The 15,643-nt window shown below is 65.3% G+C and carries 12 protein-coding genes; 6 read left to right on the top strand and 6 right to left on the bottom strand.

Going from position 1 to position 15,643, the window contains the following annotated elements:
• The first annotated feature begins 59 nt into the window (after nt 1-59).
• A complete protein-coding gene (locus ACM6UT_RS16265) occupies nt 60-2,039 on the top strand; it encodes a methyl-accepting chemotaxis protein (RefSeq protein ID WP_416798384.1) in 1,980 nt (659 codons plus the stop codon).
• A gap of 85 nt (nt 2,040-2,124) precedes the next feature.
• Here the strand turns inward: ACM6UT_RS16265 and dxs are convergent, their stop codons facing one another.
• Nucleotides 2,125-4,044, bottom strand: coding sequence for a 1-deoxy-D-xylulose-5-phosphate synthase (gene dxs, locus ACM6UT_RS16260; RefSeq protein WP_416798383.1), 1,920 nt, complete (start codon nt 4,042-4,044; stop codon nt 2,125-2,127).
• Nucleotides 4,045-4,155: 111 nt separating this feature from the next.
• Entirely contained in the window at nt 4,156-5,082 is a 927-nt protein-coding gene (locus ACM6UT_RS16255; protein ID WP_416798382.1) for a pirin family protein, read from the bottom strand.
• 244 nt (nt 5,083-5,326) lie between these two features.
• On the opposite strand from ACM6UT_RS16255, the gene ACM6UT_RS16250 reads away from it, so the two are divergent.
• Nucleotides 5,327-7,219, top strand: coding sequence for a PhoX family protein (locus tag ACM6UT_RS16250; protein WP_416798381.1), 1,893 nt, complete (start codon nt 5,327-5,329; stop codon nt 7,217-7,219).
• Nucleotides 7,220-7,561: 342 nt separating this feature from the next.
• Here the strand turns inward: ACM6UT_RS16250 and ACM6UT_RS16245 are convergent, their stop codons facing one another.
• From ACM6UT_RS16245 to ACM6UT_RS16235, 3 genes are all read right to left on the bottom strand, one after another.
• The gene (locus ACM6UT_RS16245) at nt 7,562-7,990 is read right to left on the bottom strand and encodes a BA14K family protein (protein WP_416798380.1); all 429 of its coding nucleotides are present in this window, start codon (nt 7,988-7,990) and stop codon (nt 7,562-7,564) included.
• Between the two features lie 193 nt (nt 7,991-8,183).
• A complete protein-coding gene (locus ACM6UT_RS16240) occupies nt 8,184-9,269 on the bottom strand; it encodes an FAD-binding oxidoreductase (RefSeq protein WP_416798379.1) in 1,086 nt (361 codons plus the stop codon).
• A gap of 1 nt (nt 9,270) precedes the next feature.
• Nucleotides 9,271-10,515, bottom strand: a complete 1,245-nt coding sequence (locus ACM6UT_RS16235) for an aromatic ring-hydroxylating oxygenase subunit alpha (RefSeq protein ID WP_416798378.1) — start codon at nt 10,513-10,515, stop codon at nt 9,271-9,273.
• Between the two features lie 380 nt (nt 10,516-10,895).
• On the opposite strand from ACM6UT_RS16235, the gene ACM6UT_RS16230 reads away from it, so the two are divergent.
• The gene (locus ACM6UT_RS16230) at nt 10,896-11,498 is read left to right on the top strand and encodes a DUF6656 family protein (RefSeq protein WP_416798377.1); all 603 of its coding nucleotides are present in this window, start codon (nt 10,896-10,898) and stop codon (nt 11,496-11,498) included.
• 21 nt (nt 11,499-11,519) lie between these two features.
• Here the strand turns inward: ACM6UT_RS16230 and ACM6UT_RS16225 are convergent, their stop codons facing one another.
• Complete coding sequence (locus ACM6UT_RS16225) at nt 11,520-12,599, bottom strand: GGDEF domain-containing protein (RefSeq protein WP_416798376.1); 1,080 nt, start codon at nt 12,597-12,599, stop codon at nt 11,520-11,522.
• Between the two features lie 231 nt (nt 12,600-12,830).
• On the opposite strand from ACM6UT_RS16225, the gene ACM6UT_RS16220 reads away from it, so the two are divergent.
• The 3 genes from ACM6UT_RS16220 to ACM6UT_RS16210 are packed head-to-tail and all read left to right on the top strand — an operon-like array spanning nt 12,831 to nt 15,628.
• The gene (locus ACM6UT_RS16220) at nt 12,831-13,808 is read left to right on the top strand and encodes an L-threonylcarbamoyladenylate synthase (protein WP_416798375.1); all 978 of its coding nucleotides are present in this window, start codon (nt 12,831-12,833) and stop codon (nt 13,806-13,808) included.
• A gap of 15 nt (nt 13,809-13,823) precedes the next feature.
• A complete protein-coding gene (locus ACM6UT_RS16215) occupies nt 13,824-15,248 on the top strand; it encodes an FAD-binding oxidoreductase (RefSeq protein WP_416798374.1) in 1,425 nt (474 codons plus the stop codon).
• Entirely contained in the window at nt 15,245-15,628 is a 384-nt protein-coding gene (locus ACM6UT_RS16210) for a winged helix-turn-helix domain-containing protein (protein ID WP_416798373.1), read from the top strand. The genes ACM6UT_RS16215 and ACM6UT_RS16210 overlap by 4 nt, the downstream gene beginning before the upstream one ends.
• The last annotated feature ends 15 nt before the right edge of the window (nt 15,629-15,643 follow it).

Genomic DNA, 15,643 nt, shown 5'->3' with positions numbered 1-15,643 from the left:
ATCCGGCCGGGCCGTGCGCCCGCCTGCCGACAGATATTCGAGCGTGAAAGACCTTTGGCATGTCCATCAAGAACTTGTCGCTGAGTAAAAAACTGATCGTGACCTTCATGGCGATCATGGCCGGATGCTTCGTTGCCTCCGCGGTCGTCCTGCTGCAGGCCTGGAACGCCAAGCTCGTCTCCCAGGAGCAGGAGCGCGCCGAACAGATCCTCGCCTCCGTGGACAACGCGCTGGAATCCATGCTGGAGCAGGCGGTGAACCAGCGTGGTTACCTGCTGTTCCGCAGCGAGAGCACCTACAACGACGTCTTCGCCCATCGCGAACGCATGCTGAAGTCGATCGCCGACGCCGAGACCCTCGCCGCGGGCGATGCAGGTCTGGTCGCATCGCTCGAGGCGATGAAGAAGGCGGCCGACGTCTTCCATACGCAGCTCACCGAGCCGCAACTCGCCGCCCGCAAGAACACCGAGGCCCCGATATCTGAGATCATCGAGATCGGCCGCAATGCCTCCAAGGGGCAGCTCGATGCCTTCCGCGCGGCGGCTGCCGACATCAAGCAGCAGGTCGTCGCGATGCTCGAGGCGAAGCGGGCCGAACAGGCCGGCGCCCACAATGACATCCAGATGGCGTTGTTCCTCGGCAGCGCCGTCGCCGGCGGCATGGCCGTCGCTCTGATCTGGCTGCTCGCCCGCTCGATCGTGACCCCGATCGTCGGCATGACCTCTGCGATGACGCGGCTCGCTGAGGGCGACCACGACATCGAAGTCCCGGCACTCGACCGCGGCGACGAAGTCGGCCAGATGGCGAAAGCCGTCGTGGTCTTCAAGGATGCCGCCATCGAGAAGCTGCGTCTTTCCGGCGAAACCGAGGCGATGCGGCTGCGCTCCGAAGAGGAACGCCGCGCTGCGGAAGTCGAAAAGGCCCGCGAAGCCGAAGAAATCGCCTTTGCGATGGACAAGCTCGCCGCCGGCCTGACGGCGCTTTCCGAGGGCAACGTCGCCTACCGCATCCGCAGCGAGTTCGCACCGCGACTCGATCCGCTCCGCGTCGACTTCAACGACTCGCTCGAGAAGCTGCAGGGCGCGCTCCGCTCGGTCGGCGACAATGCCGCGGCGATCAATGCGGGTGCAGCGGAAATCCGTGCCGCCGCCGACGACCTCGCCAAGCGCACCGAACAGCAGGCCGCCTCGGTCGAAGAGACCGCAGCCGCCCTCGAACAGGTGACCACGACGGTCAAGGACACCGCCATGCGTGCCGAAAACGCAGGCGAACTCGTCGCCCGCACCCGCAGCGGTGCGGAACGTTCCGGTACCGTCGTCCGCAATGCGGTCGCCGCGATGAACGAGATCGAGAAATCCTCCGGCGAGATCGGCAACATCATCGGCGTCATCGAGGACATCGCCTTCCAGACCAACCTGCTCGCCCTCAACGCCGGGGTCGAGGCAGCCCGCGCCGGTGAGGCCGGCAAGGGCTTTGCCGTCGTCGCCCAAGAAGTGCGCGAGCTCGCCCAGCGCTCGGCCAATGCGGCCAAGGAGATCAAGTCGCTGATCGCGACCTCGAGCGCCCATGTCGGCACCGGCGTTGCGCTGGTCGGCGAGACCGGATCGGAACTGGAAAAGATCGTCGTCGCCGTCCAGGACATCAGCCAGCACGTCGCGGCGATCGTCACGGCCAGCCGCGAACAGGCGACCGGCCTGCAGGAGATCAACACCGCCATCAACCTGATGGATCAGGGCACGCAGCAGAATGCCGCCATGGTCGAGCAACAGACCGCCGCCAGCCATTCGCTCGCGACCAAAGCAGCCTCGTTGAACAGCCTGCTTGCGCAGTTCACGCTCGCCGAAACCGGCGGTGTCCCGCGCGCCGCCGCTCCCGCCGTCACGTCACGGCCGGCCGATCGCCGTCCGGCGCCTCAGGCGGCAACGGAAAGCAGCGGTCCCGCCGCCTCCCCCGCCCGGGCGCTCGCGAACCGCGTCGCCAGCGCCTTCGGCGGCGGTTCGTCTTCGGCGGCCGTCAAGCAGGAATGGTCGGAGTTCTGATCCATTCAAAAGCAGTCACGAAAGAGGCCCGGATCGCCGCCGCGATCCGGGCCTTCTCTTTTGAGCTAAGGGACGGTGTCTGGGTTCAGCCCGCGGCGCCGAGGCCGAAACCCTTCTGGCCGAGCGCGCGGAACACCGTCTCGACGATGCCCCGGCTGTCGAGGCCGGCCTTCGCATACATCGCCTCGGGCTTGCCCTGCTCCATCCAGATATCGGGGAGCACGAGGGAGCGGATCTTGAGCCCGTGGTCGAGCAGGCCCTCGCCGGAAAGGAAGTGCAGGACCTGACTGCCGAAGCCGCCGACAGCGCCTTCCTCGACGGTCACCAGCACCGCGTGCTCGCGAGCGAGCCGGCGGATGAGGTCGTGGTCGAGGGGCTTGGCGAAGCGGGCGTCGGCCACCGTCGTCGGAAGTCCGGCGGCGTCGAGGTCTTCCGCCGCCACCAGACAGTCCGCAAGGCGCGTGCCGAACGAGAGAAGGGCGATCTTCGTGCCTTCCTTGACGATCCGGCCCTTGCCGATCTCCAGGATAGAGCCGCGTTCGGGCAGTTGCACGCCAACCCCTTCGCCGCGCGGATAGCGGAAGGAGATCGGGCCTTCATCATAGGCCGCGGCCGTGCGCACCATGTGCTTCAGCTCGGCCTCGTCGGCGGCGGCCATCACCACGAAGCCGGGAAGCGCGGCAAGGAAGCCAGTATCGAAAGAACCGGCATGGGTCGGCCCGTCGGCGCCGACGAGGCCGGCGCGGTCGATCGGGAAGCGCACCGGCAATCTCTGGATCGCCACGTCGTGAACGACCTGGTCGTAGGCGCGCTGCAGGAAGGTGGAATAGATCGCGCAGAAGGGCTTGTAACCTTCCGCCGCAAGGCCTGCCGCGAAGGTGACGGCGTGCTGCTCGGCGATGCCGACATCGAAGGTGCGATGCGGGAAGGCTTCCTGCAGCTTGTCGATGCCGGTGCCGGAGGGCATTGCCGCGGTGATGCCGACGATCTTCTCATCGAGCGTCGCCTCCTGCACCAGCGTCTCGCCAAAGACCGCCGTATAGCTCGGAGCATTCGGCTTCGCCTTCGCCTGCGTGCCGGTGATGACGTCGAACCTGTTGACGCCGTGATACTTGTCGGCGGCTGCTTCCGCCGGGGCATAGCCCTTGCCCTTCTGGGTCACGACATGGATCAGCACCGGACCATTGCCGTTGTCGCGGACGTTGCGCAGCACCGGCAACAGGTGGTCGAAGGAGTGTCCGTCGATCGGGCCGATATGGTAGAAGCCCATCTCCTCGAACATCGTTCCGCCGGTCACGTAGCCGCGGGCGTGCTCGACCGCGCGGGTGAGCGCCCGGTCGATGCTCTTGCCGAGATAGGCCGTCAGCTTCTTGCCGAAGTCGCGGAAACCCATATAGGTGCGGCCGGAGGCGAGCCGCGCCAGATAGGCGCTCATCGCGCCGGTCGGCGGCGCGATCGACATGTCGTTGTCGTTCAGGATGACGATCAGCCGGGCGTCGAGCGCGCCGGCATTGTTGAGCGCCTCGTAGGCCATGCCGGCCGACATAGCGCCGTCGCCGATCACGGCGATGACGTTGCGATCGGTATGGCTGAGTTCGGCGGCGACCGCCATGCCGAGGCCGGCCGAGATCGAGGTCGAGGAATGTGCCGCACCGAAGGGATCGTATTCGCTCTCGGCGCGACGGGTGAAGCCGGAAAGCCCGCCCTCCTGTCGCAGCGTGCGGATGCGGTCGCGCCGGCCGGTGAGGATCTTGTGGGGATAGCACTGATGCCCGACATCGAAGATCAGACGGTCGTGCGGCGTATTGAAGACCTTGTGGATCGCGATCGTCAGCTCGACGACGCCGAGGCCCGCGCCTAAGTGCCCGCCGGTCTTCGACACGGCGTCGATCATCTCGTCGCGGACCTCGCGAGCGAGCTGCGGCAGGTCACGATCATCCAGTTCACGCAGGTCCGTCGGCAGCTTCACCTTGTCGAGCAAGGGGGTCTCGGGCAGCGATGTCACGGGCTCAGGCCTCATTCTTCTTATGTCGTCGGTTCAAGGGTCCTGCGCCCTAAGCCGAAATTCCCGGCCCGGCAATACCGCAGAACGGCCCATGCCCTCCTTATATAGAAGTTAACGGCCTTCGGGCAAAGGGACAAACTCGTCTTCGTCACCGGGAACGATGTCGAATCTGCCGGTGCGCCATTCCTCCTTGGCCTTTTCGATGCGTTCCTTCGACGAGGAAACGAAGTTCCACCAGACGTGGCGCGGGGAAGCGAGAGCGGCGCCGCCGAAAAGCATGATGTGACAGCCGTCCACGCCACCCTTCAGCGTGATCGCGTCGCCGGGGCGGAAAACCAGCAACTGGTCGGCGCCGAAGCGGTCGCCGGCGATCTCCACCTCACCGGACAGGACATAGGCGGCGCGCTCCTCGTGGCCGGCGTCGAAGGGAAAACTGGCGCCGGCCACGAGCGCCAGGTCGACATAGAGCGTATCGGAAAAGACGCCGACCGGCGAGGTCATGCCGGCGAGGCTGCCGATGACCACCCGCCCGCTGGCGCCGCGGTCGTCGAAGACGGGCATCTCGTCATGCCCGGTATGGGCGAAGGCGGGATCGATCTCCTCCTTCTCGTCGGGAAGGGCAATCCAGGTCTGCAGGCCGGAAATCGACAGCGGGCTGCCGCGCAGGTTTTCCGGCGTCCGTTCCGAATGCACGATCCCCCTGCCCGCAGTCATCAGATTGACGTCGCCGGGACGGATGACGAGGGTCGTTCCGAGGCTGTCGCGGTGCTTGATCTCGCCGTCGAAGAGATAGGTGACGGTGGAGAGGCCGATATGCGGATGCGGGCGCACGTCGAGTGCCTCGCCGGCCTTCAGCACGGCGGGGCCCATGCGGTCGAAGAAGATGAAGGGACCGACCAGGCGACGCCTGGCGGAGGGCAGTGCGCGGCGCACGGCGAGCCCGCCGATGTCGCTGGTGCGGGGAATGATGAGATGTTCGATGGCGTCGCAGGCCCGCGCGTCGCCGGCGGCGGGATCGATTCCGGGAAAGAACGACATGAAGGTCTCCGATCGATTTGGCTTTTGCTAACGTAGTCACCATCGGCACGGGATGACAGGGAAAATCCGGCTTTCTCGCAGGATCTGCGGGTGACACACCGTTCAACCCCGCGACGATCGAAGGAACGGCTCGCCGTCTTTGCCGCCGATTCCATGGGGGCGGGCCGAGCCGTCACAGAACTGTAACGGCAGCCCGCTAACCCGCAATTCGGACATTCCAACAGCGTCAGCACAGGAGCAAGCCATGACCGACTTCGACACCAGCAAGCTTTCTTGGGACGAATGGGACGAACTGCAGAACCCGCCGCCGGCCGAAACCGATTTCGATCGTGTCGTCGAGCGGGCGATCTCGCGCCGCGGCTTCCTCGGCGGCGTGCTTGCCTTCGGTTCGGCTGCCGCCGCCATGGGCACGCTCGGCAACCTGATGAGCTCGACCTCGGCCGAAGCCCAGGAGGCGGCTTCCCGCTTCCAGTTCAAGCCGGTTGCGATCGCCACCGACAACACGGTCCATGTTCCGGAAGGCTACAGCTGGCAGCCGCTCGCCAAGTGGGGTCAGCCGCTGTTCTCCAGCGTTCCGGACGTCGATCCGGCGAAGGGCGTCAGCCTCGAGAACTCCGACAAGGTCTTCGGCGAGAATACCGACGGGATGGAGCTCTTCGTGATCGGCGGCCATCAGGTGATCGCCATCAACCACGAATACGTGAACCCGGAAATCAACCTGCCGCACACCGAGAAGGGCGTGCCGCAGTCGGCCGACGACGTGAAGATCCTGCAGAACATGCAGGGCGTGACCGTCATGGAAGTCGCCGAGGGCGAGAACGGCTGGCAGATCGTGCTCGACAGCCCGTTCAACCGCCGCATCCACCACAACACGCCGATGACGCTTTCGGGTCCCGCCGCCGGTTCCGACCTCGTCAAGACCGCGGCAGATCCGAAGGGCACCGACTGCCTCGGGACCTTCAACAATTGCGGCGCCGGCCGGACGCCGTGGGGCACCTATCTGACCTGCGAAGAAAACTTCAACGGCTATTTCGGCTCGACGGATGCGAATTTCGTCCTGCCGGAGGACTATGCCCGCTACGGCATCACCGCCGAGACCCGCTACGCCTACGAGAAGTTCGACGCACGCTTCGACGTCTCGAAGAACCCGAACGAGCCGCGCCGCGCCGGCTACGTGGTCGAGATCGACCCCTCGAGCGCCACGTCGACGCCGGTCAAGCGCACCGCGCTCGGCCGCATCAAGCACGAGAACGCCGCCGTCGTGGTGGCGCGTGATGGCCGCGTGGTCGTCTACATGGGCGACGATGAACGCGGCGAGTTCCTCTACAAGTACGTCTCGAACGGCATCTACGTTCCGGGCGGCGACACCTCGATGCTGCTCGACGAGGGCACACTCTTCGTCGCGAAGTTCGCCGACGACGGCACCGGCGAATGGCTGGCGCTGACGCCGGAGACGACCGGCATGAAGATGGACGAAATCTGCGTCTTCACCCGCCAGGCGGCCTCTAAGGTCGGCGCCACGACCATGGACCGCCCGGAATGGGTGGCGATCAACCCGGTTGCCATCGAGGCCTATTGCGCACTGACCAACAACAGCAAGCGCGGCGTCAAGAAGAATGCCGGCGGCGACGAGATGCCGGTCGGCGGGCCGAACCCGCGCGCCGAGAACGAATACGGCCAGATCGTCCGCTGGTACCCGGAAAACGACGACCACGCCGACGGCAAGTTCAAGTGGGACCTGTTCTGCATGGCCGGCAATCCGGATGTTCACAAGGATGCCTATGCCGGCTCCTCGAACATCAATTCCGGCAACATGTTCAACTCGCCGGACGGCATGATGTTCGACACGACGGGCCTCCTCTGGATCCAGACGGACGGCGAGGACACCAACGAAGGCAACTTCGCCGGCCAGGGCAACAACCAGATGCTCGCGGGCGATCCGGCCACCGGCCGCATCGAGCGCTTCCTGACGGCGCCGAAGGGATCGGAAGTCACCGGCCAGACCTGGTCGGCCGACAAGCGCACCCACTTCGTCGGCATCCAGCACCCCGATGCGCCCTTCCCGGACGGCGAAGGCAAGCTGCCGCGTTCGACCGTCGTCGCGATCAAGCGCAACGACAATGCGATGATCGGCTGACGAGCGCATTCATCGCTTGCGGGGGGGCATCGGCTCGGACCGGTGCCCCTTTTCCGCTTTGCCGGGAACCGCAGCGAGGGCCTGCGACAACTTACGGCGCAAGCACAAGCCTACTATCATGTCGGCCTCGGAGCCGGCATCCGGCGCGATCAAGTCCTTGATCGCAAAAGATTCATCCACGGCGCGGACGCGCCGTGACTGGATGCCGGATCATCCTCGGGTTTAACCCGAGGACGGGCATGACGGAGGACGGAGAGCCGGATCGTCACAACAACCTTGTCCATCGACGAAAATGCCCGGACGAAGCCGGGCATGTTCATCTCACTTCCAGGCGCCATCCGCTCAATAGTAAGGCGAGAGGCACTGGCGGCGCGGTCCGTGATACGGCTGGAACGTGTTCGAATACGGATCATACGATCGATAACGCGCCTCGCACCAACGGTAGTGCCGCGGGTTGAGGCCCATGCCGGCACGCGGGACGGTCGGGGTGGCGAGCGCACCGCCGATGATGAGACCGGCGCCGAAGGCCGCGAGCGGGAACCAGTAGCCGTTGTGGTAGCGATAGCCCGGACGCGGATGACGATAGCCGCGATAGCCGCGGTAATAATAAGGCGGGTAGTAGTGGCGGTGCCTGACCTGGAGGACATCGCCCGAGGTCTCGACCTTCGGTGCAGGTACCGGGACGGTCACCGCCTCGGCGGGGGTATAAACGCCCATCGTGAGGGCGGAGGCCAGAGCAAGCGCGGCCCAGCGCTTAATTGTCGTATTCATGACACTCACTCCATCCTAATTCTCGTTCGACATCATACCACGACTTTTCCGGGAAAACGAAAGCGTAGTATTGTCGCAACGAGATACCCGCCGGGATAGAAAAGGCATCCTGAACGAAGCGTTCATGCACGCTCTGCCACCCGGGCGCCGGGAAAACGTCCGGACGAGCCATGTTGTTCCGGAGCGGTGCCGGTCACGCCTCGATCTCGACGTCTCCCTTCGGACGCGAGCAGCAGGCGAGCACGTATCCCTCGTCGATCTCGTCGTCGAGGATGCCGCCGTTGTGGTTCATTTCCACCTCACCGGAGAGCTTCATCACCTTGCAGGTGCCGCAGAGGCCGGATTCGCAGGCCGCACCGATGCGCACGCCTGCGGCACGGGCCGCCTGCAGGAGAGTGTGACCCGGCTCGCAGGCGCCCTCCTTGCCGGACATCGCGAAGGTGACTTTCGTGCGTGCGACCTCGCCCGAAGGATTGGCGACCACCACCGGTGGCTCCGGCTTCACCGGCTGGAAGGCTTCCTCGTGGTAGTTCTTCATGTCGAAGCCGGCGCCCGAAAGCGCATCGCGGACGGTCGCCATGAAGGGTTCCGGGCCGCAGCAGAAGACGGTGCGGTCGAGGAAATCGGGCGCGAGCAGCGCGATCTTCGCCTTGTCGATCCGCCCCCTGAGGCCCGACCAGAGCTGGCCGCGGGCGGTCTGCCGGACGACGAAGCCGAGGGAGAGGTTCTCCATCTCGCGAGCCTTGGCCTCGAGTTCCGCACGGAAGATGATGTCGTCCGGCGTGCGGGCGCAGTGCACGAACGCAATGTCGCTGTCAGGCGTCCGGTCGCCGAGGTCGCGCGTCATCGATATCATCGGCGTGATGCCGGAACCGGCGGAGATGAAGAGATACTTGCGGCCGGGATGCCGGACATAGGAAAAGTCGCCGAGCGGGCCGATCGCCTTCAGCACCATGCCGGGCTTCAGATGGTCGAGCATCCAGCGCGTGCCGATGGACCCCTTCTGCGCCTTCACCGTGACCGCGACCGTGTAAGGGCGCGACGGACTGGAAGAGAGCGTGTAGGTGCGCAGCACCGGCTCCGGGCCGACCGGCAATTCGAGCGTGACGAACTGGCCGGGCAGGTAACGGAACCAGAGGCCGGAGCGATCCGGCCGGAAGGTGAAGGTCATCACGTCGGGTGCTTCCGGCGTGACGGCGACGCAGGCGAGCTTGTGCTCCCGGTCCGACCAGGGGCGCATCTCGTCGACATGGCGGTAATTGGTGACGGCGATGTTCATATCAGGCGACCGCGGAAAGAGGGGCTTCGTCGCCCTGGAGACGGTTGACCATGAAGTTCGAGTACCACTCGACGAACTGCATGACGCCGCCCTCGTGCTCCAGCGAATAGGGGCCGGGTTCATAGGCCGGCGAGCGGATGCCGAAGGCATTCTCCTCGACGATCGCCCGGTCCTGGTCGTTGGTCATCGTCCAGACATGGGTCAGTTCGTCGAGATCGTAGTCGACCCCTTCCACGGCGTCCTTGTTGACGAGCCAGGTGGTAGTGACGGCGGTCTCCTCCGCCGACAGCGGCAGCACGCGGAAGGAGATCGCGTGGTCGCCGAGGATGTGGTTCCAGGTCGTCGGATAATGGAAAAGCAGCATGGTGCCGACATGGCTGATCGGCACGTCGGCGGAGAGCGGGCGACGAACGGCTGGCTTGCCACTCAGCGTATAGCTTTCGGCTTCCTGGATCAGCGGCATGCGGGCGGTGCGGAACTGGCCGGTCGGGTCCATCCGGAACTCGCTCGGCAGGCCGGCGGCCTCGCAGCGGGCCCAATGCTCGGCGATGAACGGGTCGTCCTTGGCGCCCTGCACGCCGGTCGCGGTGGGCGCTTCCGGATAGGTGCGGCAGAGCTCCGGATGGTTGCCGGCGCAGTGGTAGCACTCGCGGTTGTTTTCCCAGACGAGCTTCCAGTTGCCCTTCTCGATGATCGTGCTGCGATGGGCGACCTTGGCCTCCCAGAGGCGGTGGGGCTTCAGGTAGGGCTCGATGGTGGCCCGCACCGGCGCGAAATCCGGCGCCTCGTCGGCGAGGCAGATGAAGACGTAGCCGCCGACGCTCTCGCAATGGACGGCCTTCAGGCCGAATTCGCTTTTGTCGAAGGTCTCGCCCATCTGGCGGGCGAAGACGAGCGAACCGTCGAGATCATAGGTCCACTGGTGATAGGGGCAGACAAGCTTGGCGGAGGCTCCGCGGTCGGAGGTGCAGACGCGGTGGCCGCGATGGCGGCAGGTATTGTGGAAGGCGCGGATCGCGCCATCCTTGCCACGCACGACGACCACCGGGTAATCGCCGATCTGGGCGGTGAAATAGTTGCCGGCGCGCGGGACTTCGCAGTCATGGCCGATGAACAGCCAGTCGCGATACCAGATCGTCTCCATGTCGAGCTTGAAGTAGTCCGGATCGATATAGAACGGCTGCGCGAGACTGAAGCCCTCGCGGCGGCTCTTGAGTTGACGCAACACGGAACTGTGCAGATCCATCGGTGTCCTCGTTCGGCAGGGCGTGGCGGGAAGGAACCGGACGGCGATTGATGTACTGACGCCGTCCTTCGATCATCTAACCACAGACGACGCGTCTCTGCTGCGCTGCGAAACGACATCGCCTCGAGCAATCACGACATCGAAAATTGGGCCCTTCGGCAGATCGCGATTTTCAGAATAACCGTTTTGTAACCTGGACTTAATCTGACAATCCAAGTTCTTTCGAAGAAGCGGATTGGCGCAAATTGACAAGCATGCGACGGTGCCGAGCCGGGCAATCGCGATCAATGGCGACGCAAGCTTCGCGTAACGGACGCACTTCATAATGCCCACTTGCCGGAGCTCGTTCAGGGCCTCGCCCTTGCCGCCGAAGTTGGACCATGCCGAAGTTCAGATATTTCGCACTGAAGAAAAACGACGCTCCGCCATCGGCGCTCAAGGCCGTCCACACAGAGTTCCTGCGCACGGGGCGGATTTCACGGCGCCGCGAGGATTGGCTCGCCGAAGAGCGTCGCTACCTCACCCACGAGGAGGTGGCCGAGCGCACGGGGCGCAAGCTTGAAGCCGCGGGCGAGACGACCCACGAACGGATCAACGCCTTCCACCGGTCGATCCGCTTTCCAAAGCTTATTTTTCACCGCACGCTCGAGAACCAGCCGCATCTCGGCTACTGCCACGTGACGTCGGCACGCACCAGTTTCGCCCGCTTTGCCGATGTGAAGTGGGCGTTCTACCTCACCAATTTCTTCGCCGACATCGGCGGCACCGAACAGTTCTTCGAGCGCATCCGTCCGGATTTCTCGCGCATGTATTTCGCCGTCGCGATCCAGCCCGATCGTGACAGTCGCACGATGGCGATCGACCGCTCGGTCCGCGACAACGGCGTGCTCTTCCGCACCCGGGACCCTAAGGAAGCCCTGAAGAACGTGCTGATGCTGGGTGCCCGCGACGTCGAACTGCGCGAGATCATCGCCGCTCTCTGACGTCGACGGCGGTTGCGGTGGTCAGCCGCCGAAGCCGCCGACGGACTGCTTCTTGTAGATCAGCCAGTCCTTCGGAACGTAACCGCCCTCGCCATAGACCGTGACGGTATTGCCGCCCGCAGCCTTCGAGGTTGCGAGTGCCCGTTCCGCATAGCTGGTGAGATCGAAGGCGTTCGGCGCCTGTTCGGAAAAACAGATGCCGAAGGACATCTGCGCCTGGCCGAGCGCGCGGCCGGAACCGCCGTTGACGACCGCCGTCGAGGCAAGTTTCGCCCGGACCAGATCGACGATGCGGCTAACTTCCTCCTGTTCGGAGGTATAGAAGAGCATGCCGAAGCGCGCACCGTCGAAGCGGCAGGCGAGGTCGCCGCCGTTCGTCACCGTCTGCACGATCTTCGACACCTGCTTCAGAAAGCGCTCGGCGACAGCCGGGCCCATCTGTTCGGAAATACGGCCATACTCGTCGATCTCGCCGACGGCGAGCCCGCACAGCACCGGCATTCCCGGATTGGCATAGACCTTGGCAAGCGCCTTGTTGAAGGCACGGCGGCTTCCGAGCCCGGTCAAGGCGTCGACGAACTTCGCCGTTTCCGCCTCTTCCGCCTCGCGCTGCAGGTCGGCGAGAGCCGCCGTCTTGTTGACGACCGCGCGCACGACGGTGCTGTTCTGGGTCGCCCGTTTCTCGGTCGCGACCTTGAGCGCGGTGATCGATTGTCCAAGTTCGACGTGGTCGATGTCGCCCTCCGACAGGATCACCCGCGAGGCATCGCCGATCAGGCGACCGTAATCGGTGAGCGAAAGTTTCTCCTCGTTCAAGAGGCTGATGAAATTGCTCATTTCGGCGCGGACATGGCCGTTCTGGCGGCTCAGGAGGCCCGCTTCGTGATGGTGCGGCAGGTATTTCCGTCCCAGTGCATCGAGTGCGTCCTGCGTCTTGTTCTTGCCGAGCGCCACGAATTCCCGCACCAGTTCCGGGTTGCTGCCGGCATAGGCCTCGTAAACCAGTTCGTAGTTCCGCGGCAGGCCGTCGATGCCCATCTGGTGCATGGCGGTGGCGACACGCAGGGCAATACTGGAGGCGGGGTTCTTCGGAGGAAGCATGTCTGTTGTCCCGGCATTTCGAGGCGAATCTGTCGTTGGACGGGACTATAAAAGGCAGAATTCTTTCTTTCGGTTACACCGATGGATAAAGTTTTAGCGACCGTCCGCGATCCGATCCCTTCGGCTGTGGACAAAGGCCGCGCCAGTTCCGCCCGCGCCGGCAAAAAGAGGTTTGATCCCGGTGTGCAAGACACGCTATGGACGGGAAAACAGCACGTTGCGAGCGCCGACATGGCAAAATGCATTTCAATCGAAACCGCCCGGCAGGAGGCGATCACCGAGGCGGTGGCGGTCCTGTCGCGCGGCCTGCCCGTCGCGGTGCCGACCGAGACAGTCTACGGACTTGCCGCCGACGCCACCGATCCGGCAGCGATCACCCGCATCTACGAGACCAAGGGACGTCCGCGCTTCAACCCGCTGATCTGCCATATGGCGGACCTTCAGATGGCCGAGCGTTACGCCGTCTTCGATCCGGTGTCGCGCAGGCTCGCCGAACGCTTCTGGCCCGGCCCCCTGACCCTCGTGCTACCGCTGAAACCGGGAAGCGGCATCCATCCGCTGGCAACAGCCGGCCTCGATACGGTCGGCGTACGCGTGCCGCAGGGCTTTGCCGGCGACCTCATCCGCGCCTTCGGCCATCCGCTCGCGGCGCCGAGCGCCAATTCCTCCGGCAAGATCAGCCCGACCACCGCGCGCCACGTGCTCGACGATCTCGGCGGGCGGATCGAACTCGTGCTCGACGGCGGCCCCTGCCCCGTCGGTGTCGAATCGACCATCGTGCGCGTCGAAGCCGACAGGCTCCGGCTTCTGCGTCCCGGCGGCGTCGCCGTCGAAGCGCTCGAAGAGGCAAGCGGATTGCCGGTCGAGCGTCCGGCCGGCGCCGGCGCGGCGATCGAGGCGCCGGGCATGCTCGCCTCCCATTACGCACCGAATGCCGTGATGCAGCTTAATGCACGGCGCATCGCACCGGGCGATGCGCTGATCCGCTTCGCCGGCGCGCCGGTCGAGGGAGAGGAAGGCGCGCGGCTGATTCTCGACCTCAGCCCCGGCGGCGACCTTGCAGAAGCTGCCGCCAATCTCTTCGACTATATGAAGAAGGCCGATGCGAGCGGGGCGGCACACATCGCCGTCACGCCCGTTCCGAACCGCGGGCTCGGGGAAGCGATCAACGATCGGCTGAAGCGGGCGGCGGCGCCGAGAGAGAGCTAGCCAGGGAGAGGAAAGATGGATTCAGCGGATGCCCTCCTCCAGCGTTTCGTCGACATCGTTGGCCCCGCCCACGCGCTGACGGCCGCCGTCGACATCGAACCCTATCTCGTCGAGGGTCGCGGCCTTTACCACGGCGCCTCACCACTCGTCCTCAAGCCCGGCTCGACGGAAGAAGTCGCCGCGATCCTGAAGCTGGCGAGCGCGACCGGCACCCCGATCGTCCCGGCTGGCGGACGCACCGGCCTCGTCGGCGGCCAGGTGCCGCGGCAAGAAAGCCGTGACGTCGTGCTGTCGCTCGAACGCATGAACCGCGTCCGCGAGGTCGACACCGTGGGCGACGTGATCGTCGTCGACGGCGGCTGTATCCTCGCCGACGTGCAGAAGGCGGCGGAGGCGCACGAGCGGCTCTTCCCGCTCTCCCTCGGATCGGAAGGAAGCTGCCGCATCGGCGGCAATCTCTCCACCAATGCCGGCGGCACGGCGGTGCTCGCCTACGGCAACATGCGCCAGCTCTGCCTCGGGCTTGAAGTGGTATTGCCGACCGGCGAGATATGGGACGGGCTCCGGCGGCTCAAGAAGGACAACAGCGGCTACGATCTGCGCGACCTCTTCATCGGGGCGGAAGGGACGCTCGGCGTCATCACCGGCGCGGTGCTGAAGCTTTTCCCGAGACCGCGCGGGCGGCAGGTCGCCTTTGCCGGACTGAAGTCCCCCGCCGATGCGCTGGCGCTCTTCGAGCGCGCCTCGCTTCTCTGCGGCACCGCGCTCACCGGCTTCGAGCTGATGCCGCGGATCGGCGTCGAGTTCACCACAAGGCATATTCCGGGCGTGCGCGATCCGCTCGACACCGCCCATGACTGGTACGCGCTGATCGACATCTCGACCTCGGACTCGGCCGAGACCGCCGAGGCGATGATCGCGGCGCTGATGGAACAGGCCTTCGAGGCGGACCTCGTGCAGGACGCGGTGATCGCCGCCTCGCTTACCCAGCAGGACGCACTCTGGCACATGCGCGAGAGCATGTCGGAGGCGCAGAAGCCGGAAGGCGGCTCGATCAAGCACGACGTGTCGGTGCCGGTCGCGCGGATTCCGCAGTTTCTCGAAGAGGCCGGTGCGGCGGTGCTGGCGGCGATGCCTGGCGCCCGCATCTGCGCCTTCGGCCATCTCGGCGACGGCAACATCCATTACAACATCAGCCAGCCGGTCGGGGCGGACAAGGCGGCCTTCATCGCCCGCTGGCGCGAGATCAATGCCATCGTGCACGCGATCGTCCGAAAGGCGGGCGGGTCGATCTCCGCCGAGCACGGGGTCGGGCAGCTGAAGCGCGACGAGCTGATCGCCACGCGACCGGAAATCGAGACGGAGCTGATGAACCGGATCAAGCTCGCCTTCGATCCGGCCGGAATCATGAACCCCGGCAAGATGATATCTCCGCAATGACGGCGCGGCTGACGCTCCGGATCGACCTGCCGAACGGCACGCGGCTTGGCCCCGGCAAGGCGCAGCTTCTCGCCAACATCGTCGAGCACGGCTCGATCCGCGCCGCCGGCGCCGCCATGGGCATGTCCTATCGCCGCGCCTGGTTGCTCGCCGACGAGATCAACCGGATGTTCAGGGAACCCTCGATCATCACCCGCCACGGCGGAAAAAGCGGCGGCGGCGCCGAGCTGACCCCTTTCGGGGAACGCCTGCTTTCCTGCTGCCGGCGCATGGATGAAGAGAGCCGGCGCGCGCTCGAAAGCGATCTCGCCTGGGTGGAAGGCGCACTCGACATGGCCTACCGCCCGCATGGCGCTGCTGACGCCGACGGCGACAACTGAGCGCGCCTTCAGTCG

Origin of the sequence: Ciceribacter azotifigens (assembly GCF_048159625.1) — a bacterium.
Lineage (GTDB): Bacteria > Pseudomonadota > Alphaproteobacteria > Rhizobiales > Rhizobiaceae > Allorhizobium > Allorhizobium azotifigens.
This window is presented reverse-complemented; position numbering and strand designations above follow the sequence as displayed.